We start from the raw sequence: 18,932 nt of genomic DNA, 5'->3' as shown, positions 1-18,932 counted from the left end.
TTTTACGATTCGACAGCATGATTTTCCACGCGAACCCCGGCGTCATCGACCTTGGCGTCAATATCGACCACGTGGCCACGCTGCGTAACGCGCGCGGCACGGTATATCCCGACCCGATCCAGGCCGCCTTGCAGGCGGAAGAGGCGGGCGCGGACCTGATCACGCTGCACCTGCGCGAGGATCGTCGCCACATCCGCGACGCCGATGTGCGCGCGCTGCGGCCGAGGCTCGCTACACGCATGAACCTCGAGTGCGCGATCACGCGCGAGATGCTGGATATCGCCTGCGAGATCCAGCCGCAGGATGTCTGCCTGGTGCCCGAGAAGCGCGAGGAGGTGACCACCGAAGGTGGCCTCGACGTGGCAGGCCACTTCGAGCAGGTCAGCGCCGCATGCCGCCAGCTGGCCGATGCGGGGATCCGCGTCTCGCTATTCATTGACGCGGACCCTGACCAGATTGCTGCTGCGGCCGCCTGCAAGGCGCCGGTGATCGAAATCCACACCGGCCGCTATGCCGATGCCCACACGCCCGATGAGCAGGCTGCGGAATTCCGGCGTGTGGCGGAGGGCGTGGACGCCGGCCTGAGGCACGGCCTGATCGTCAACGCCGGTCACGGCCTGCACTACACGAACGTGCAGCCGATCGCGGCACTGCCGGGCATCAAGGAGCTCAACATCGGCCATGCAATCGTCGCGCATGCGGTGTTCGTGGGCTGGCAGAACGCCGTGCGCGAGATGAAGGCAATCATGGTAGCTGCGCGCCTTGGCACCCGCTACCCCGTTCCGGGCCAGGCGGCGTGATCTACGGCGTCGGTACCGACATCATCCAGATTGATCGCGTGCAGGGCGTGATGGAGCGCACACGCGGACGATTTGCGGAAAAGGTGCTCGGTCCGCGTGAGCTGAAGGTCTACCATGCGCGCAAGGCCCGCTCCGAAAAGCGCGGGCTCGCGTTCCTCGCCACGCGCTTCGCGGCCAAGGAGGCCTTCTCCAAGGCCATCGGGTTGGGCATGCGCTGGCCGATGACGTGGCGCGCGATGGAACTCTTGAACCTGCCCTCGGGCGAGCCCACGCCTCAGTGCACGGGCGAACTTGCCGAATGGGTGCGGGAACGCGGCCTGACCATCCGTGTCAGTGTCAGTGACGAACACGACTATGCGGTCGCCTTTGCGATCGCGGAGCGGACTGGCCAGCCGGCCGATCCGCTGTCTGAACCTGCCTCGAACTAATTTCTATGAACAAGAAAGTCTCCGGCAAGCAGCCGGGTCCGGTGGTGCTTGATGTGGTGGGCAAGCAGCTCGATGCGGAAGATGCGCGCCGCATCGCCCATCCGCTGACAGGTGGCGTGATCCTGTTTGCGCGCAATTTCGAATCACGCGCGCAACTGACAGCACTCACGCGCGCCATTCGTGCTGTGCGCGACGACGTGCTGATCTGTATCGATCATGAAGGTGGTCGCGTGCAGCGCGCCAGGACCGATGGATTCACGCACTTGCCAGCCATGGGCAAGTTGGGCGAACTCTGGGATCGCGATGTGATGGCAGCCACCAAGGTGGCGATCGCCTGCGGTTACGTGCTGGCGGCCGAGCTGCGCGCGTGCGACATCGACCTGAGCTTTACGCCTGTGCTGGATCTGGACTACGGGCGCAGCGCCGTGATCGGCGATCGCGCCTTCCACGCCGACCCGCGCGTGGTGACGATGCTGGCCAATCACCTCACGCACGGCCTTTTGCTGGCGGGCATGAGCAACTGCGGCAAGCATTTCCCGGGGCATGGCTTTGTGGCTGCCGATTCGCACGTCGCAGTGCCCGTTGATGAGCGCGAACTCGACGAGATCCTGGGCCAGGATGCACGCCCGTACGACTGGATGGGTGGGGCGCTGGCGTCGGTGATGCCGGCGCACGTGATCTACCCGAAGGTGGACCCGAACCCGGCTGGATTCTCGCGTTTCTGGCTGCAGGACGTGCTGCGCGCGCGGCTGGGCTTCGAGGGGGTGATCTTCAGCGATGATCTGAGCATGGAGGGCGCAAGCGTGGCTGGTACCGTCACGCAGGGCGCGCGTGCCGCACTCGACGCCGGCTGTGACATGGTGCTGATCTGCAATCATCCGGATCGCGCGGACCAGTTGCTGTCCGAGCTCGATGTTTCGATCGGCAAGGCTTCGCAACGCCGCATCCGCAAGCTGTTCGGTCGCAAGAAGCCGCTGGACTGGAACAAGCTGCAGCAGGAAGGCGAGTATCGCGCTGCGCTGCGCTTGCTGAAGGAGCATCAGCTGATCGCCTGACGTTGCGCGTCGATCAAAGCAAAAGGGCAGCCGAAGCTGCCCTTTTTCGTCTCCCCGCCGCCAGAGCGGGAAGGTGCACACGCCTTAGTTGGCGCGGCTGCGGTATTCGCCGGTACGCGTGTCGATTTCGATCTTGTCGCCGATGTTGCAGAACAGCGGCACTTGCAGTTCGAAACCGGTGTTGATCTTGGCGCCCTTGAGCACCTTGCCCGACGAGGTGTCGCCCTTGACGGCCGGTTCGGTGTAGATGATTTCACGAACCAGCGTCGTCGGCATTTCCACCGAGATAGCCTTGTCGTTGTAGAACACCACTTCGACGTTCATGCCGTCTTCGAGGTAGTTCAGCGAGTCACCCATGCTGTCCTTCTCGACTTCGTACTGGTTGTACTCGGTGTCCATGAACACGTACATCGGGTCGGCGAAGTACGAGTAGGTGCATTCGCGGCGCTCCAGCACCACCACCTCGAACTTGTCGTCGGCCTTGAATACCGACTCGCCCGGGGCTTCCGTCAGCAGGTTCTTGTACTTCATCTTGACGACGGCGGCGTTACGGCCCGACTTGTTGTACTCGGCCTTCTGTACGACCATCGGATCGGAACCGATCATGAACACGTTGCCGACGCGGAGTTCCTGTGCGATTTTCATCTGAACTGTTTTCCTGAAAAAGTAGGTCCGGGAACAATACGACCCCGGGAATCGGTATGGCGAAGGCGCGCTGCCGGCGGTTGCTGTTCTTGGCTCGCCATCAAAATCAACCCTCTATTTTACCCGATTTTCGCAGAAGGCCACGAGATTTGCGGCCAGATCACCCAAGTGCTGCAGCTGCCGCTGCCAACGGTCCATCGCCGACGTCAGCGCGAGCAATTGTGCATGGAGGGACGCCCAGTCAGGCGCCGTGCCGTAGCCATTCCAGGCATGCGAGAACTGCGTCAGCGCATGTGACGCCTGCGGCGCCACGCCGCTGCGCCCGAAGCGCTCCAGCCACGCATCGAGCTTGACGTGATGGGCGTCGTCGGATTGCGGGTAGATGTGCCAGATCAATGGCCTGGCGGCCCAATGTCCGCGTACGCAGGAGTCCTCGCCGCGCACGAAGTTGATATCGCAAGCCCAGAGCAACTCGTCGTAGTGCTCCTGCCGCACGAACGGAATGATCTGCGCCGTCAGGTTGCCGGCATGAAATGAGGCGCCAGCTTGCACTGGCGCCGGCGCGCCGAACCATTCCCCGATCTGCCGGGCGGCCAATCCTTGCGGGATCAGGCACTGGATCGGCGTCGCTCCGTCGCGCCATTGTTCGAGCAGGGCGGGCAGCGCGGGGTTGGCATAGGCGAACAGGCTGACGCGCAGTGCACCCGCGATCGGATCCACGCCCAGGCGGTGCCAGAGCGTTGCGTGAGCAGCCGGGCTGGACAGAAACGCATCGCGTTGTGCCCCGAGTAATGATTCGCGCAGCAGGCCGCCCGTGCCGTGCGCAAAGCCGGGAAAGAAGAAGTATTTCATCAGCGGCAGGCGGGGATGGGGTGACGACATCGCGTGATGCTCGCTGACCCACGCCTCGGCGCTCAGGTACTCCAGGTTGATCCACGCCGGCTTGCGTTCGGCTGCGGCCATGCCAGCGAGGAAGGGCTCGGGCAGATGGCAGGCAAAGGCCTCGATCACGGCGTCATGCGGCGCTACCGCATCGAACGGCGCACCTGGGTTGGGGTCCCAGCGGCGGATCTCCACGCCGGCCAGCCTCTGACGTGGTGCGGCGGGATCGATTTCGGGTGCCAGCCGCGCAAAGCTGGCCAGATCATCGACCCAAAGTCGCACGGCATGCCCATGTTCCTGGGCTAGCTGGCGGGCCAGGCGCCAGCAAACGCCGATATCGCCGTAGTTGTCGATGACGGTGCAGAAAATGTCCCAGGAACGGATGGTCATGGCAGGAATAACCCGCAAAAGCCCTGCAGGCGAATTGCTCTAAACTTGCGATTCTAGAGCGAGTGCCGCCGCCCGCGTGCCACGCCGTCCAACTTTCTCATCTCAGATGCCCGAGCAGGAACCCGCGCCCCCGATTGACAAGCCACAATCCGCGCCCACGTTGCAAGTCGACGCCGTGCAGGCCGATATCGCGCCGGCTGATGCGGCGCCAGCTGCGGATCCGCAGTTGCCCGACGCGCCAGCCTTCGACCCCCGGCCGATCCTCGCGCGCTTGCCGGGGCTGCCGGGTGTGTATCGCTATTTCGATGCCGACGGCAACGTGCTCTACGTGGGCAAGGCGCGCGACCTGAAGAAACGCGTTTCAAGCTATTTCAACAAGACCCAGCTCTCGCCGCGCATCGCGATGATGGTCGGCAAGATTGTGCGCATCGAGACCACGGTCGTGCGGACGGAGGCCGAGGCGCTGCTGCTTGAGAACAACCTCATCAAGGCGCTGGCGCCGCGGTACAACATCCTGTTCCGCGACGATAAGTCCTATCCGTTTCTCAAGCTGACGGGGCACAAATTTCCGCGCATGGCGTACTACCGCGGCGCAACAGATCGCAAACACCAGTACTTCGGCCCGTTCCCGAACGCCTACGCGGTGCGCGAAAGCATGCAAATCCTGCAGAGGGTGTTTCAGTTGCGCACGTGCGAGGACACCGTCTTCAACAATCGCACGCGGCCGTGCCTGCTGCATCAGATCCATCGCTGCACGGCGCCCTGTGTGAGCGCGATCAGCGAGGAAGACTACGCGCGCGACGTCAACAACGCGGCGCGCTTCCTCCAGGGGCACGAGACGGAAGTGCTGGAGGGCCTGCAGACCAAGATGGAAGCGCACGCGGAGCAACTGGAGTTCGAGCAGGCCGCGGCGGTACGTGACCAGATCTCCGCGTTGTCCACCGTGCTCAAGCGGCAGGCCGTGGAGGAGGTTGGGCAGGCGCGTGACATCGACATCCTGGCCGTCGCCGTGCAGGGAGGGCGCGCGTGCGTGAACCTGGCCATGGTGCGCGGCGGCCGCCATCTGGGCGACAAGGCGTATTTTCCGGCCCATGCCGACGAGGCCGCGATGATCGTGGAAGAGACTGACGACGCGACCGAGGCGGGCGACGAGGGTTCCGAGGCAATGCCGGGCGCAGGGCCGCTGTCTGTTGACCGTATCGCTGCGCGCGTGCTGTCGGCATTCATGGTTCAGCACTACCTCGACCAGGCGGTACCCCCGATCATCGTGTTGAGCCACCGACCCGCGGACGCCGCGCTGGTGGAGGCGCTATCGATGCAGGCGTCACGCAAGATCTCACTGGTGCGCCAGCCTCAGGGGCAGCGCAAGGTCTGGCTGGAGATGGCGGTGCAGGGGGCTGAACTCGCGCTGGCGCGGCGGCTGGCGGAGCAGGGCAGCCAGGAAGCTCGCACGCGCGCGCTGGCCGAAACCATCGCCCTGGACATGGAAGACCTGGCGTTGCTGCGCATCGAGTGCTTTGACATCAGCCATACTGCTGGCGAGGCGACGCAGGCCTCGTGCGTGGTGTTCCATCACCACGACATGCAGAACAGCGAATACCGTCGCTACAACATCCAGGACATTACGCCGGGAGACGACTACGCCGCCATGCGGCAGGTGCTGACCCGCCGCTACCAGAAGCTGGTGGAGCAGATCCAGGAAGATGGTGGCGACCTGAGCGGCGAAGCTGCCGGTGGTGATGTCGTGCCGCGCATGCCGCGCGTGGTACTGATCGACGGTGGCAAGGGCCAGGTCGAAGTGGCGCGCCAGGTCTTCGAGGAACTCGGTCTCGATATAGGACTGCTGGTCGGCGTGGCCAAGGGCGAGGGTCGCAAGGTGGGCCTGGAGACGCTGGTATTCGCCGACGGACGGCCATCGCTCGAGCTGGGGCAGGGCAGCGCGGCACTGATGCTGGTGGCGCAGATCCGCGACGAGGCCCACCGCTTCGCCATCACCGGCATGCGCGCGCGCCGGGCCAAGGCGCGCACGACGTCGCGACTCGAGGAAATCGAAGGCGTCGGCGCTCGTCGCCGACAAAAGCTGCTAACGCGTTTTGGCGGGTTGCGGGGTGTCATGGCGGCCAGCATCGACGAACTGGCCAGCGTCGAGGGCATCTCGCGCACACTGGCCGAAGAGATCTATCGCCAGTTGCACTGACCGTCACACATGCCGCTGACGGCGTGGCGTGGGCGATTTCGGCCCGAACTGGCGGGTTCGGGCCGAAATCGGCGACAATCGCGGCATTCGCCAATGCCGGCCGGCTCGCTCCTTCCCCAAACGCCCGCTCATGCCACTGAATATCCCCATCCTGCTGACCTGGCTTCGCGTGGCCATGATTCCTCTCGTGGTGGGGGTCTACTACCTGCCCGAGGCCTGGCTGCCGATGCACACCAAGAACGTCACGGCAGCGACGTTCTTTATTGTGGCCGCGGCCACGGACTGGCTCGATGGCTTTCTGGCGCGGCGCTGGAACCAGACCTCGTCGTTCGGCGCCTTTCTCGATCCGGTGGCGGACAAGCTCATGGTGACGGCAGCGTTGCTGTCGCTACTGGCTCTGGGCCGTGTGGCCGACCTGATCGCACTGGTCATCATCGGGCGCGAGATCACAATTTCGGCGCTGCGCGAGTGGATGGCGCAAATCGGCGCCTCAAAGAGCGTGGCAGTGAACTTCCTCGGCAAGCTCAAAACGACCGTGCAGATGATCGCCATCCCGCTGCTGCTGTTTAACGATCCGGTGTTCGGCGTGGATGCATCTGTGCTGGGCGGTTGGATGATTTATGTGGCGGCCGTGCTGACCCTGTGGTCCATGTTCTATTACATGAAGCTCGCCTGGCCGCAGATCCGCGAGCGCAGCAATATGGTCGGCGGGGCTCGCACACAAAAATGAAAACCCCTGCAAAAAGTTGTTGACGGGGCGGTTCGATCTTTGCAATAATCTCGTTCTCGCTGCTGACGACGCAATCGAAAGCAGCAAGATAAGCAGTGTTTAGCGCGAAATGCCGGCACAAAGCTGCGTGTTTAAAAGAAGTTGCGCAAAAGTCTGCTTTTCAGTATGATGCAGGGCCCTGCGGGAGTAGCTCAGTTGGTAGAGCGCAACCTTGCCAAGGTTGAGGTCGCGAGTTCGAGACTCGTCTCCCGCTCCAGGTTAAATACGTTCGATGAAGCTTTGAAAAGGTCATCGAATGCGAAGTAGTAAAAAGTTGTTGTACGCGGGAGTAGCTCAGTTGGTAGAGCGCAACCTTGCCAAGGTTGAGGTCGCGAGTTCGAGACTCGTCTCCCGCTCCAATCCCAAAGGGAAGCGTCGCTTCCCTTTTTGTTTGGCAGGATTGCTGTCCAAGCCGCAGTGATGTCGATTACGACGGCGTAGGCGAATACGGATACAATCCAGCATCGTCACCTGGCGGGGTGGCAGAGTGGTTATGCAGCGGCCTGCAAAGCCGTGTACGCCGGTTCGATTCCGACCTCCGCCTCCAGTCTTAAGCAAACGGCGCCCATTGTGGCGCCGTTTTGTTTTTGCGGCGCTGCTTTGCTTTTCGGCTCAGACGCCCATCCGCCCCACTCGCCGAAAAGCCGTCAAATAGCCGCCGCTTTTTGCGACGTTTCTCAGGCTGCCCGGGGTGGCGCGCGTGTTACATTACGCCATGCCGTACGCATCCGGGACGGCGCCTGTCGTGGGTCTGCCCACCTCGCGTAGTCGTATTCCGATGCATTCCCCATGCCGTGACGCGTTGGTCTTCGCTTGCGCCCACGGTCTGCGGCCGCTCTTCCCGTACGACCTTCAACTCGCTGCCATGCCTTGTCGTCGATGACGTGTCCTCGTGCGATGCCGACGCCAGGGAGGTGCGTGGTCGCCCGATACCGAGACAACCGAGACACCGGAAAGGAACCCCAGACGCATGCATCACGCCACCCCGCTCATCAGCACAATCGTCGGCGGTATCGTGCTGGCGTTCATCTTGGGTGCGATCGCCAACAAGTTCAAGCTTCCGCCCCTGATTGGTTATCTCTGCGCCGGCATCGTCGTGGGCCCGCACACGCCTGGCTATACGGCCGACCAGGCGCTTGCGCCGGAACTGGCGGAGCTGGGTGTCATCCTGCTGATGTTTGGCGTGGGGCTGCATTTTTCGGTCAAGGACCTGATGGCGGTGAAGACTATCGCCATTCCCGGGGCCATCGTGCAGATCGCCATTGCCACTGCGCTGGGCATGCTTGTGGCATGGGGCTTCGATTGGTCGTGGGGGCAGGGGCTTGTGTTCGGCCTGGCGCTGTCCGTGGCGAGTACCGTCGTGCTGCTGCGTGCCTTGCAGGAGCGTGATCTGGTGGAGTCGCCGCAGGGGCGCATTGCGGTGGGCTGGCTGATTGTCGAGGACCTGGCGATGGTGCTGACGCTTGTGCTGCTGCCGGCCATGGCCGGGCTGCTTGGCAGCGGGCATGAGGGCGATGCGGTCGTGCCGAACACCATGGAAGTCCTGATCGAGGTGTTTGCCACGCTCGGGAAGGTCGTCGCATTCGTGGCCGTGATGCTCGTGATTGGTCGGCGCTTCATTCCATGGATGCTGGAGCGCATTGTCTGGACCGGCAGCCGCGAGCTGTTTCGACTGGGTGTGCTGGCCACCGCGCTGGGCGTTGCCTTTGGTGCTTACTCCTTATTTGGCGTGTCGTTTGCGCTGGGGGCCTTCTTCGCCGGAATGGTGTTGGCGGAATCGGAGTTCAGTCATCGCGCGGCCGAGGAATCACTCCCGCTGCGGGATGCTTTCGCCGTGCTGTTCTTCGTTTCGGTGGGGATGCTGTTCGATCCGATGGTGCTTGTAAATGATCCGTGGGGCGTGCTGGCCACGCTGCTGATCATTGTTGTGGGTAAGTCGCTGGCGGCGCTCGGCATCGTGCGGGCGTTCGGCCACAACAACAAGACCGGCATGACCATTGCCGTGAGCCTGGCGCAGATCGGCGAATTCTCGTTCATCCTGGCCAGTCTGGGCGTCTACCTGAAGATTCTGCCGGAGCGTGGCCAGGCGCTGATCCTCGCTGGCGCTTTGCTGTCGATCCTGCTCAACCCCGTGCTATTCCACATGCTCGACCGCTACAGCGCACGGATGGATCGGGGCGGAGATCCGCAGCCGGTCTGACGGTGTAGTCTCGGCTCAGGTGCAGAGGTCCGGCGCCGCGCCACGCAGGTATTCGGTGAAGGCCAGCAGGCCTTGGGTCGGAAATTTGTCCTGATGCACGACAAGTTGCAGCGGACGAATGACGCGCGGCAAGCCGTTGCGCAGCGCTACGAGGGCGCCGCGTTCGATCTCGTCGCGCACCACGTGCAGGGACAGGCAACTCACGCCGAAGCCGCTCATCACGGCGCGCTTGATGGCCTCTGCGTTGCCAAGCTCCAGCGCAAAGCGCAGCGCCCCCAGATGTGGCACAAGCCGCTCTTCGATAACCTCACGCGTACCCGAGCCCGGTTCCCGCACGATCCAGTCGGCCTCGCGCAGCATGCTGTGGAGAATTTCTGGTTCCTCTGCAGTCATCGCCAGCGGGTGTGCCGGTCCTACGATCACCACCATCTCGTCGTCGCACCAGTGGACGCTCCGCAGGTCGCGTTCGTGACTGGTGCCTTCGATCAGGCCGATGTCGGCCTCGAACTTCATCAGTGCCTGAAGCACATCTTGGGTATTGCCGATACGCAAGTCGAGCGTGCATGGGCCGGTCTGTGCATTGCGAAAGCCAGCCAGAAGGGCCGGCAGGATATAGCTGCCGATGGTATTGCTGGCTGCGATTCGCAACTGGACGCCACCCGCCGACGCGAATCGCTCAAGCTCGTGGGCCTGATCGAGCAATGACAATGCGCGCGGAAAGAACTGCCGGCCGGCTTCGTTGATACTCAGTCGCCGCGCCACCCGATCGAACAGTGGCCCATTCAGGGCGCGCTCCAGTTCTGATAGTGATGCGCTCACGGCAGACTGGGACATCGCAAGTGCGTCTGCCGCAGCAATGGTACTGCCGTGTTGGGCGACGGCAACGAACACCTGCAGTTGACGCAGGGTCAGGCGAAGCGGGCGCTGGTCCATGGGGTGGCTCTATCGATATAACAGATTATGTATAACGATATTACCCGTTTTGCGGGTTAGGTCGCGACCATTACGCTTCAGGCAGTCCAAGAACATTGTCGCAGCCATGCCCACGACCCCTGCCTCTTCCCCTGCTTCTTCCTCACTGACGGCCACCGCTCCGTCGGGATTGGCATTGTGGCGCGTCCGCGCGCTCACCCTGGCGCCGCTTGGTGCCATCGCCTGGCTGGCGCTGGTGCTGGCCGACCATCCCGCGATCTCCCAGTATGGCTTGTCGGCCCTGACGCTGGCGATGTGCGCCGGCATGGTTGCCGCCAATACGATGCCGAAGCACTGGTTGACGCCGCTGGCGCCAGGGATGCAGTTCGCGCGCCATCACCTGCTGCGCCTTGGCGTGGCCTTGTACGGCCTGCGTTTGACGTTCGGCGCGATTGCGGCACTCGGTCTCGGTGGGGTCGTCGTCCCGTTGGCGATGCTGGTGGCGACGCTGCTGTTCGGCATGTGGGTTGGCACATCCTTCTTTGGCCTGAGCCGGCGGGAAGCCATTCTGGTGAGTGCGGGTAGCGCAGTCTGCGGCGCGGCTGCGGCGATTGCCGTGTCATCGGTCGTGCGGACCGATGATCGCCAGACTGCCGTGGCGGTGGCAACGGTGGTGTTGTTTGGCACGGTGGGCATGCTGTTGTATCCGTGGCTCTACGAACTGGCGACGCAGCAATTGCACCTGTCCGTGACTGAGCGCGCGTTCGGCATCTTCACGGGTGCCACGTTGCACGAGGTGGCTCAGGTGATCGCATCGGGCAAGATGGTGAGCGATGCCACGGCCGATGCGGCGGTTGTTGCCAAGATGGTCCGTGTACTGGCGCTGGGCCCGCTGCTGCTCATCATGGCGCTGTGGCCGCGCACAAGCTGGTCGGACGCTTCCGGTGGCACGCGCAACTGGCGCGGATTGATGAAGTCGGTGCCGTGGTTCGCGATTGGATTTGTCGCAGTGATGGCCCTGAATTCGGCGTCGATGGTGCCAGCATTGCTGAAGCCTGGCTTGATCGCGCTCGACAACTGGCTGCTGGCATGTGCGATGCTGGCCATTGGTCTGCACACGCGCATTGGCGATTTGCTGCGCGCGGGCCGCAAGCCCTTGGCTTTGGCGGGTGTGCTATTCGTATTCCTGATGGGGGTGGGCGCGCTGCTTTGCGCGCTGTTGACCTGACCCAGCCTTGGGGGGGCGGTGCAAGAAGTGGTGCGGCCGACGGGACTCGAACCCGTAAGCCCGGAAAGGCGGCAGATTTTAAGTCTGCTGAGTCTACCAATTTCTCCACGGCCGCACGGCAAGCCCGGTATTGTCGTGGCTTACCCTGCAGGAAGCAAGCCAGAGCACTTCCGGCGAATGTGATCCCGCTGTTACCGCCGGTAACAATGTAGATACCCGCGTTGCACCTGGAGAATTGAGAACCCCTACAATACGGGTATCGAGATTCACTCAACTCTAGAGGCACGATCATGAAACGTTGGTTGTTCGCAGCATTCGGTGTAGCCGCCGCGCTGGCGTCTGGCGCTGCAATGGCACGCGTGAACGTGGACGTGGCGATTGGCGTGCCTGGTGTGATTGTGGGCGGTCCTGCCTACTATCCGCCTGCGCCGGCTTACTATGCCCCGCCGCCGGTTGTGGTGGCTCCGGCGCCCGTCTACTACGGCCCGCCGCCGGTGGTGGTGCGCCCTGCACCGGTCTACTACGGTCCCCGCTACTACCCTGGTCCCGGCTACTACTACGGACACCCGGGGTGGCGTGGCCACGGTGGGTATTACCGGGATCATGGCCACGGTCATGGTCATGGCCACGGTCGTTGGTGAGATCAAGCCGGTACACAGAGATTGAATTGAAAGGTCGTTGAAAGGCGACTGTTAGAAAAAGCTCCAGGGTTGGAGCTTTTTCTGTTTATACGGGCGAACTACCTCGGGGTTTATGGAATTTTTGCGAGAAAAGTTGGTGGAAGATTGCGCAAGGTAGTTCCCGTCGGAATTCATCAGTCAAAGAATTTGATGCGACCGCTCAAGTGATCTGGACGCTGACTTCAGGGTTTCCCCCTACACTGCCTTCGTGACGTCGCTCCCACAGGATCAGCCTGATGGCGCGGCGCCCGCTGCTAACAGGAACAAGGGGATTCACATGAACATCAAGCAACACATGGCTGCCATTGCCACACTCGGCGCGCTGTCCGCCATTTCGGTTTCGGCGTTCGCCGCACCCGCCAAATTCGACGTTTACAGTGGTGGCCAGCGCGTGGGCGCTGTCGACACCTATACCGATGGTGCACGCGTCAATGATCGCCGCGACGTCTATACCGATGGTGCCCGCGTAAATGACAGGCGCGACGTCTATCTGGACGGTGCACGAGTGAACGACAAGCGCGACGCGTTCACCGATGGAGCCTGATTGATTCGTCCAGCCAGTCGCAATTGAGAAAGGCCCGCAGCAATGCGGGCTTTTTTGTGCAATGTCCGTCAAGGTGAAAGACCTTGAACCGCCCGTGACGACCTTGGCAGGGACTTTCGCGCGATATACTGCGGCCTCAACCTGACATGAACCTGGAGAGAGGTATGCAGCAAAAAACCGTACTGACGGCTGACGACGTGAAGAAGGTGCTGGTCGCCGCCGAGGCTGAGGCCAAGGCCCACAACTGGGCTGTCACGATTGTGGTCGTCGACGACGGTGGCCATCCGCTCGGCATGCAACGCCTGGATGGCGTAGCGCCGATCTCGGCCTATATCGCCACGGAAAAGGCGCGCACGTCCGCGCTGGGCCGTCGCGAATCGAAGATTTACGAAGACATGATCAACAACGGCCGCTACTCGTTCATGACGGCGCCCGTGCTGCACGGCATGCTCGAAGGCGGTGTACCCATTGTCGTGGGCGATCAGGTAGTGGGCGCCGTGGGTGTGTCGGGCGTGAAGTCGACCGAAGACGCGCAGATCGCTCGCGCAGGCATCGCTGCCCTGGGTATCTGATCTCGCATTGCAAGGGCCGGGCGACTGGCCCCATGCAAAAGCAAAAGCCCCGCAGGCGCAATGCCTGCGGGGCGGTATAAAAAGATGGCATGGCTGGCGTCGGGCAATAGGGCAAGGGGTTTGGAAGCTTGCCCTATTACGGTCCGACCATCTGGCTACTGCCTAACACCCCTTGAGAGGGTGGTCCCCACAAAAGTCATTACAGTTGATATTGGCCGCACCGGCTGCGAAGCCGTATTTCACTTGGTCAGTATCAGTTTGCCGTAGCGCGTCACACGCAGAGTGTAGACCTCGCCGTTATGCAAGATCGGCAGCGTCGTGGCGCCGCGCATGATGGCTTCCAGCGGCACGGCCTGGGCGGTGGATTCGTTGGGCGAACTGTCGGGGCGCATCAGGGCTTCCAGCCGTGCGGGCAGTGCGGCCACGGCCGACTTGACCGATTCGATCGCCGACGAAGCGGTAGACGTCTCACGGCGCGCCTGCGGGGCAACATCGACACGACGCAGGGACAAGCGGCGGCGCGTGACTTCACGCGGTTGCGACAGCGGCAGGCTCAGGGTGCTCATGATCTTCTCCGTACGAAGCATTCGATGTGTGATTCACAGTGACATCGATCTTAAATGAGAATTGTTATCATTACAAGGATCTTCACGAACCTTTACACCTGCAATAACCACGCGACAATTCTTGCTAAGAACGCCAGGGCGGAGGGCGGGGTAGATTGTCGGAATGCATGCGAGCGAACGGGCAAACGAACACCCATACAGACACGCATACGGCCACTCATGCGGATCGACACTCAGTGCCCGAGCATCGACCCGCGCAACCTCGCGTGACCGACCGCGTACGAACGCGCAAAGAAAAAGGGCATCCGATTGGATGCCCTTGCTCTTCCCGGTGTCCGCCCGGACGCGTCGAATCAGTGCTTCGGCTCAGTGATGAAGCCGATCTTGCCAAGCCCGCCGTGCTGCGCGGCGGCCATGACTTCGGCCACGCGCTCGTAGCGCACATCGCGATCCGCGCGCAGATGCAGCTCCGGTTGCGGCTGTAACTGTGCGGCGTCGGCGATGCGGGCCTCCAGCGCGGGCTGATCAACTTCCTGCTGGTTCCAGAAAACCTTGCCCTGCGCGTCGATGGACACGTTGATGTTTTGCGGCTTGCTGTCGTTGGGCTGGTTCGTTGCACGCGGCAGATCGATCTTTACCGCGTGATTGATGACCGGAATCGTGATGATGAAGATGATCAGCAGTACCAGCATGACGTCGACCAGCGGCGTCATGTTGATTTCGCTCATCACTTCGTCATCGTCTCCGTCGAGAGTGCCGAATGCCATGATGACTTCCTTCTAATGCGGGTCGCGCTCAGTTCTTGACAGCCAGGCGCACCGAGCCGTCGTCGGCTGCGCGGGAGGTGGTCGGACGCACGCGGGCGCCGGTCACGAAGTATGCGTGCAGATCGTGCGCAAAGCGGTTGAGCTTGCTGATGACCGACTTGTTGCCACGGCTCAGTGCGTTGTAGCCCAGCACCGCGGGAATCGCCACGGCCAGGCCGAAGGCGGTCATGATCAGCGCTTCACCCACCGGGCCAGCCACCTTGTCGATCGTCGGCACACCCGAGGCGCCAATGCCGATCAGTGCATGATAGATGCCCCAGACGGTGCCGAACAGGCCGACGAACGGCGCGGTGGAACCCACCGATGCCAGTACGGCCAGGCCGGACTGCATACGGGCGACGGCTTCGTCGATCGCACTCTTGAGCGAGCGGGTCAGCCAGTCGGAAATGTCCAGGACGTCGTGCAACTGCGGCTGGCTCGCGCGATGGTGCTGCGCGGCTTCCTTGCCAGTCACGGCCAGCGTGCGGAACGGGTTGGCGTCATTGGCGCCCAGCGTTTCCAGTGCGTGATCGAAATCGTCGGAATGCCAGAAGCGCTTTTCCGCGCCGTGCGCCATCTTCTTGAGGCGAATCAGATCCCACGCCTTGGTGAGGATCACGATCCACGACAGCAGCGACATGATGAGCAGAATGATGGCGGTCGCTCGCATGACGAAATCGCCTTGCGACCAGAGGTGGGAGAGTCCGAGGTCCTGCATGGTGGTTCCTGATGATGTCTGTGTTTGGGAAGATCGGAAAATTCCGGGAAATCAGTTCAGTTCGAAATTGATCGGCTGCTGGGCTGTCACGGCCACGGCGCGGCCGTTGTCCATGTAGGGCTTGCAGCGCATCTTCTGCACGGCGTCTACCGCAGCCTGGTCAAGTCGTGATGACCCGCTAGACGTGACCACTGCAGTCTTTACCACATGGCCGCCTTCATCGGTGGTCAGGCGTACCACGGCCTTGCCGGTCTCGCCCATACGGCGAGACTGCGACGGATAGGCGACCTGAGGCGGCGAGCAGGCGATCTCGCCGATGCCCACGGCGCGCGGCGCGGCGTTGGCCGGGGCCGCAGGCGCAGCGGTTTCCGGTGCGGGCGCAGGCGGTGCAGGCGGCGAGGGCGGCGCCGAGATAGCCGTCGGTGTCGGCGGCAGCGACGCTACCGGCTCCGGCGTCGGTTGCGGCCTCGGCGGGGTGGGGCGCGGCGTCACCACCTTGACCTGCTTGGGCGGCGTCTCCGGCCTCGGCTTGGGCGGTTCCGGCGCGGGCGGCTGCTGAGGTGGCTCCAGTGGAATGATCCGGGCGATGATTTCAGGCGAGATGACCGCTTCGGTCAGCTTGCGCGCCAGGCCACTCTGGACCAGATACAGCAGCCCGGCATGAAACAGCAGGACAGCAACAGTGATCTTGAAGAATCGTTGATCGAACATGGGAAGAACGACAGGTGAACGCCGGTTGGCGCAATCACTTGCGGTAGAACAGGATCAGCGAGATGCCACATCCGACCAGCAGGCTCAACAGCAATTCCATGATAACGCTCCAAAAAACAGCCTCGAAGAAACCGGGTTGCCGGGGGAGCGCCACTCTTGGGTAGCGTATCAGGGCGATAGTATAAACGATAATGATTCTTATTTGTTGCGCATTGTGCAATGCGTTCGGCCGATTCGCCAATATGATGGCGCATCCTGGCAGCAATCGCATGGCCGCGTAACGAGAGCGCTACCAAGGAGCGCTACCGGCGCCCTGCGTGGGAGAGGCCGCGTCCGCCGGGTGTCTCCGATACCCCGGCGGCGGAAAACCGCGCTAGGATTATTAGAACGAATCCATCCGGCGACAGAAAGGAATAGCGAAAGACACAACGTGACACCCCACTAGCGGCAGAAACAGCGCAGGCGATGGCGCTCCCGCGGTCCGGGCGCCCGCCAGCCCTGTGCGAAGGGAACTGGCCATGGACTTCACACGTTTTGCTGAAGACGACCGCTCCACGCTCCTCCGCGCTTCTCCCGGCCTGACCGGGACTTCGGCGCTGGACTGGATGTGTGCCCAGTTTGCATTGCGCGTCGTATGCGCGCTCGGGCCCCGTTTTAACCTGCGCAGCAACATCAATGACGTGTTGACCGTCAGCGCACAGGAAATGGTCTGGCCTTATGGGGTGGTGCTGCGCGTGCAGCGCTTCCTGTCGGCGCGGTGTGCCGACATGCCCGCATGGAAGGGCGCGTCGCGGCTGACACCCGAGGAATTTCTGGATCGCCACGGCCAGTGGAACAGCGCTTTCGATGAAAGCGCGTTGTTCTACTACCTCGACGAGTACGTCAAGCACCACGCCAAGGACATGTTCGCGGTGTTCGATGCATCGGCCGCCGCGATCGCCGCGCGGCTGGACGGCGAACGCGTGCTGCTGGTGCGCAACATCGACATGCTCAGCCACGTGCTGAACCTGCCCGAACACGAACGCAAGCTGCTTCTCTACGCCGCGCTGGCCAAGTACAAGCGCGACCTGCGCGCGGTGATGGTTGACTGCAAGGTTGCGCACAGCCAGGAGGCCTTTCAGATCCTGGCCGGCCTGACCGGCGCAAGTCCCGCCGACATCGCCGTGTCGCTGCGCCCCGGTTCGCGGCTGGAAACCCTCAACCTGATCGAACAGCCGTTGCCGGAGAACAGCGTCACGGACCTCGGCGACCTGATGCGACTGTCCGACCGGCTGCTCCACGTGCTGCTGGGCAACTATGCGAGCGAGGCCGAGATGATGGCGGTCTTCACGCGGCCTGCCGCCCCGCCCACGCTGGGGACGAGCGACTACCCGCATGTGGAGACCGATGCCCGTTATCTCTCCGCGCTGCTGGCCAATGCCACGCGCCAGAATGCCGCTGGCGTCAATGTGTTGATCTATGGTCCGCCGGGTACTGGCAAGACAGAGTTTGCGCGCCTGCTTGCGCGCGAGGCCGGCTGCGAGCTTTACGAGGTCGACTGCTTCGATCGCGATGGCAACAGCCTGTCCGGCAAGGACCGCTATCGTTCGCTGCAGGTCTCGCAAGCGTTCCTGCGCGGCCGCCCGCGCACGGCGTTGCTGTTCGATGAAGTCGAGGACGTCTTCCCCGGCAGCGCGCGCGAGTTGATGAGCCTCTTCGGACAGGAGGACACGCGCGCCTCCGTCAACGGCAAGGCCTGGGTCAATCAGACACTGGAGCAGAATCCCGTGCCGGTGATCTGGATCTCCAACTCGATCCGTCAGATTGATCCGGCTTATCTGCGGCGCTTCCAGTTCCATCTGGAACTCAGGATTCCGCCACCGCTGGTGCGCGAGAACATCATCCGCAAGCACCTGGGCGGGCTGGCCGTGAGCGATGCCTTTATCGCCACGCTGGCGGCGCGCAAGACGCTGACACCCGCGCAGGTGCAGTCGGCCGCGCGCTTCGTGGAACTCGCGCGGCCCGATGTGGAGGAACCCGTCGAGGCGCTGATCCTGCGTCAGCTGGAGCATGCGGACCGCGCGATGGGCTTGCGGCCCGAGGCCGAGGCACGTCCCGTGGTGACCCACTACCGGCTCGATAACCTGCACCTGGAAGCGCGCTATGAAGTGGACAAGATCGTGCAGGCGCTTGGCGCGCGGCAACGAGGCACGCTGTGTTTCTACGGGCCACCCGGCACTGGCAAGACCGCGCTCGCCGAGCACATCGCCGCCGAACTCGATCTGCCGCTGATGATCCGGCGTGCCTCTGACCTGATGAGCAAGTACGTCGGCGAAACCGAACAGCAAATTGCCGCGATGTTCGCGCGCGCGGAGGAGGACGGGGCGGTGCTGCTGCTTGATGAGGCCGACAGTTTCATGCAAAGCCGCCAGCAGGCGGTGCGCAACTATGAGGTGTCGGAAGTCAATGAGATGCTTCAGGGCATGGAGCGCTTCAACGGCATTTTCATCTGCACGACCAACCTGTTCGATCGAATCGACGAAGCCGCGCTGCGGCGTTTCTCGTTCAAGATCCGCTTCCTTCCGCTCAAGCCCGCGCAGCGCGCGACCATGTTCATCGACGAGGCTCTGGAAGGCAATGAAGGCCGTATGACCGACGCCATCCGCCACGAGCTCGATGCGATGGATTGTCTGACGCCGGGCGACTTTGCCACGGTCAAGCGGCAGTCCGTCGTGCTGGGGGAATCATTGACGCCCGATGAATTCCTCGCGCAGCTTCGCCAGGAGCATGCGGTCAAACCGGAGGTGCGGCATCACAAGCCGCTGGGCTTCTTCCAGTAGCGACGAATCG

General features: G+C 62.7%; 19 protein-coding genes and 4 tRNA genes. 14 read left to right on the top strand and 9 right to left on the bottom strand.

What is annotated here, in order from left to right; translation table 11 throughout:
- Positions 1–17: 17 nt before the first annotated feature.
- From pdxJ to nagZ, 3 genes are read left to right on the top strand one after another with little or no spacing between them, the layout of a single operon-like run.
- Entirely contained in the window at positions 18–800 is a 783-nt protein-coding gene (gene pdxJ, locus BLR29_RS03040; protein WP_092134504.1) for a pyridoxine 5'-phosphate synthase, read from the top strand.
- A complete protein-coding gene (gene acpS / locus BLR29_RS03035; RefSeq protein WP_092134502.1) occupies positions 797–1,228 on the top strand; it encodes a holo-ACP synthase in 432 nt (143 codons plus the stop codon). The genes pdxJ and acpS overlap by 4 nt, the downstream gene beginning before the upstream one ends.
- A 5-nt stretch (positions 1,229–1,233) precedes the next feature.
- On the top strand, positions 1,234–2,283 hold the full coding sequence (gene nagZ / locus BLR29_RS03030; protein WP_092134501.1) for a beta-N-acetylhexosaminidase: 1,050 nt from the start codon (positions 1,234–1,236) through the stop codon (positions 2,281–2,283).
- Positions 2,284–2,367: 84 nt separating this feature from the next.
- On the opposite strand, the gene efp is transcribed toward nagZ, so the two are convergent.
- Positions 2,368–2,928, bottom strand: a complete 561-nt coding sequence (gene efp / locus BLR29_RS03025) for an elongation factor P (RefSeq protein ID WP_092134499.1) — start codon at positions 2,926–2,928, stop codon at positions 2,368–2,370.
- A gap of 114 nt (positions 2,929–3,042) precedes the next feature.
- Positions 3,043–4,200 carry an elongation factor P maturation arginine rhamnosyltransferase EarP gene (gene earP, locus BLR29_RS03020; protein ID WP_092134497.1) on the bottom strand — a complete coding sequence of 386 codons (1,158 nt, stop codon included), beginning with the start codon at positions 4,198–4,200 and terminating at the stop codon, positions 3,043–3,045.
- A 106-nt stretch (positions 4,201–4,306) separates the two neighbouring features.
- Here earP and uvrC point away from each other — a divergent pair, with 106 nt between their 5' ends.
- The 6 genes from uvrC to ybaL all read left to right on the top strand — a co-directional run bounded on the left by uvrC (position 4,307) and on the right by ybaL (position 9,366).
- Positions 4,307–6,397 carry an excinuclease ABC subunit UvrC gene (gene uvrC / locus BLR29_RS03015; protein WP_092134496.1) on the top strand — a complete coding sequence of 697 codons (2,091 nt, stop codon included), beginning with the start codon at positions 4,307–4,309 and terminating at the stop codon, positions 6,395–6,397.
- A 130-nt stretch (positions 6,398–6,527) separates the two neighbouring features.
- Entirely contained in the window at positions 6,528–7,127 is a 600-nt protein-coding gene (pgsA, locus tag BLR29_RS03010) for a CDP-diacylglycerol--glycerol-3-phosphate 3-phosphatidyltransferase (RefSeq protein ID WP_092135404.1), read from the top strand.
- Between the two features lie 180 nt (positions 7,128–7,307).
- Positions 7,308–7,383: transfer RNA gene (locus BLR29_RS03005), tRNA-Gly, on the top strand.
- Between the two features lie 66 nt (positions 7,384–7,449).
- Positions 7,450–7,525: transfer RNA gene (locus BLR29_RS03000), tRNA-Gly, on the top strand.
- Between the two features lie 114 nt (positions 7,526–7,639).
- Positions 7,640–7,713: transfer RNA gene (locus BLR29_RS02995), tRNA-Cys, on the top strand.
- Positions 7,714–8,136: 423 nt separating this feature from the next.
- A complete protein-coding gene (gene ybaL / locus BLR29_RS02990; RefSeq protein WP_092134494.1) occupies positions 8,137–9,366 on the top strand; it encodes a cation:proton antiporter domain-containing protein in 1,230 nt (409 codons plus the stop codon).
- Positions 9,367–9,381: 15 nt separating this feature from the next.
- Here ybaL and BLR29_RS02985 read toward each other — a convergent pair whose 3' ends face one another.
- Complete coding sequence (locus BLR29_RS02985) at positions 9,382–10,299, bottom strand: LysR family transcriptional regulator (RefSeq protein ID WP_092134493.1); 918 nt, start codon at positions 10,297–10,299, stop codon at positions 9,382–9,384.
- 106 nt (positions 10,300–10,405) lie between these two features.
- On the opposite strand from BLR29_RS02985, the gene BLR29_RS02980 reads away from it, so the two are divergent.
- Entirely contained in the window at positions 10,406–11,506 is a 1,101-nt protein-coding gene (locus BLR29_RS02980) for a YeiH family protein (protein ID WP_092134491.1), read from the top strand.
- Positions 11,507–11,534: 28 nt separating this feature from the next.
- Here BLR29_RS02980 and BLR29_RS02975 read toward each other — a convergent pair.
- Positions 11,535–11,621, bottom strand: a tRNA-Leu gene (locus BLR29_RS02975).
- A gap of 175 nt (positions 11,622–11,796) precedes the next feature.
- Here BLR29_RS02975 and BLR29_RS02970 point away from each other — a divergent pair.
- The 3 genes from BLR29_RS02970 (at position 11,797) to BLR29_RS02960 (ending at position 13,302) form a co-directional block, all read left to right on the top strand.
- The gene (locus BLR29_RS02970) at positions 11,797–12,147 is read left to right on the top strand and encodes a hypothetical protein (RefSeq protein ID WP_092134489.1); all 351 of its coding nucleotides are present in this window, start codon (positions 11,797–11,799) and stop codon (positions 12,145–12,147) included.
- 316 nt (positions 12,148–12,463) lie between these two features.
- Positions 12,464–12,730, top strand: coding sequence for a hypothetical protein (locus BLR29_RS02965; RefSeq protein ID WP_092134488.1), 267 nt, complete (start codon positions 12,464–12,466; stop codon positions 12,728–12,730).
- Positions 12,731–12,894: 164 nt separating this feature from the next.
- Positions 12,895–13,302, top strand: a complete 408-nt coding sequence (locus tag BLR29_RS02960; RefSeq protein WP_092134486.1) for a heme-binding protein — start codon at positions 12,895–12,897, stop codon at positions 13,300–13,302.
- Between the two features lie 239 nt (positions 13,303–13,541).
- Here the strand turns inward: BLR29_RS02960 and BLR29_RS02955 are convergent, their stop codons facing one another.
- The 5 genes from BLR29_RS02955 to BLR29_RS02935 form a co-directional block, all read right to left on the bottom strand.
- Positions 13,542–13,868: a hemin uptake protein HemP gene (locus BLR29_RS02955; RefSeq protein ID WP_092134485.1), complete on the bottom strand. Its 327-nt coding sequence runs from the start codon at positions 13,866–13,868 to the stop codon at positions 13,542–13,544.
- Positions 13,869–14,221: 353 nt separating this feature from the next.
- Positions 14,222–14,635, bottom strand: coding sequence for an ExbD/TolR family protein (locus BLR29_RS02950; protein ID WP_092134483.1), 414 nt, complete (start codon positions 14,633–14,635; stop codon positions 14,222–14,224).
- A gap of 28 nt (positions 14,636–14,663) precedes the next feature.
- Positions 14,664–15,392, bottom strand: a complete 729-nt coding sequence (locus BLR29_RS02945; protein ID WP_092134481.1) for a MotA/TolQ/ExbB proton channel family protein — start codon at positions 15,390–15,392, stop codon at positions 14,664–14,666.
- Positions 15,393–15,443: 51 nt separating this feature from the next.
- Complete coding sequence (locus BLR29_RS02940) at positions 15,444–16,103, bottom strand: energy transducer TonB (RefSeq protein WP_092134480.1); 660 nt, start codon at positions 16,101–16,103, stop codon at positions 15,444–15,446.
- A gap of 34 nt (positions 16,104–16,137) precedes the next feature.
- On the bottom strand, positions 16,138–16,374 hold the full coding sequence (locus BLR29_RS02935) for a hypothetical protein (protein ID WP_143018409.1): 237 nt from the start codon (positions 16,372–16,374) through the stop codon (positions 16,138–16,140).
- Positions 16,375–16,621: 247 nt separating this feature from the next.
- Here BLR29_RS02935 and BLR29_RS02930 point away from each other — a divergent pair, with 247 nt between their 5' ends.
- A complete protein-coding gene (locus BLR29_RS02930) occupies positions 16,622–18,922 on the top strand; it encodes an AAA family ATPase (protein WP_092134477.1) in 2,301 nt (766 codons plus the stop codon).
- Positions 18,923–18,932 lie beyond the last annotated feature (10 nt).

This window comes from Cupriavidus sp. YR651 (genome assembly GCF_900101625.1).
Classification (GTDB): domain Bacteria; phylum Pseudomonadota; class Gammaproteobacteria; order Burkholderiales; family Burkholderiaceae; genus Cupriavidus.
This window is presented reverse-complemented; position numbering and strand designations above follow the sequence as displayed.

Coding starts and splice junctions, on each gene's coding strand:
- pdxJ (WP_092134504.1), top strand. CDS start 18: ATGATTTTCCACGCGAACCCCGGCGTCATCGACCTTGGCGTCAATATC.
- nagZ (WP_092134501.1), top strand. CDS start 1,234: ATGAACAAGAAAGTCTCCGGCAAGCAGCCGGGTCCGGTGGTGCTTGAT.
- efp (WP_092134499.1), bottom strand. CDS start 2,928: ATGAAAATCGCACAGGAACTCCGCGTCGGCAACGTGTTCATGATCGGT.
- earP (WP_092134497.1), bottom strand. CDS start 4,200: ATGACCATCCGTTCCTGGGACATTTTCTGCACCGTCATCGACAACTAC.
- uvrC (WP_092134496.1), top strand. CDS start 4,307: ATGCCCGAGCAGGAACCCGCGCCCCCGATTGACAAGCCACAATCCGCG.
- pgsA (WP_092135404.1), top strand. CDS start 6,528: ATGCCACTGAATATCCCCATCCTGCTGACCTGGCTTCGCGTGGCCATG.
- ybaL (WP_092134494.1), top strand. CDS start 8,137: ATGCATCACGCCACCCCGCTCATCAGCACAATCGTCGGCGGTATCGTG.
- BLR29_RS02985 (WP_092134493.1), bottom strand. CDS start 10,299: ATGGACCAGCGCCCGCTTCGCCTGACCCTGCGTCAACTGCAGGTGTTC.
- BLR29_RS02980 (WP_092134491.1), top strand. CDS start 10,406: ATGCCCACGACCCCTGCCTCTTCCCCTGCTTCTTCCTCACTGACGGCC.
- BLR29_RS02970 (WP_092134489.1), top strand. CDS start 11,797: ATGAAACGTTGGTTGTTCGCAGCATTCGGTGTAGCCGCCGCGCTGGCG.
- BLR29_RS02965 (WP_092134488.1), top strand. CDS start 12,464: ATGAACATCAAGCAACACATGGCTGCCATTGCCACACTCGGCGCGCTG.
- BLR29_RS02960 (WP_092134486.1), top strand. CDS start 12,895: ATGCAGCAAAAAACCGTACTGACGGCTGACGACGTGAAGAAGGTGCTG.
- BLR29_RS02955 (WP_092134485.1), bottom strand. CDS start 13,868: ATGAGCACCCTGAGCCTGCCGCTGTCGCAACCGCGTGAAGTCACGCGC.
- BLR29_RS02950 (WP_092134483.1), bottom strand. CDS start 14,635: ATGGCATTCGGCACTCTCGACGGAGACGATGACGAAGTGATGAGCGAA.
- BLR29_RS02945 (WP_092134481.1), bottom strand. CDS start 15,392: ATGCAGGACCTCGGACTCTCCCACCTCTGGTCGCAAGGCGATTTCGTC.
- BLR29_RS02940 (WP_092134480.1), bottom strand. CDS start 16,103: ATGTTCGATCAACGATTCTTCAAGATCACTGTTGCTGTCCTGCTGTTT.
- BLR29_RS02935 (WP_143018409.1), bottom strand. CDS start 16,374: ATGCGATTGCTGCCAGGATGCGCCATCATATTGGCGAATCGGCCGAAC.
- BLR29_RS02930 (WP_092134477.1), top strand. CDS start 16,622: ATGGACTTCACACGTTTTGCTGAAGACGACCGCTCCACGCTCCTCCGC.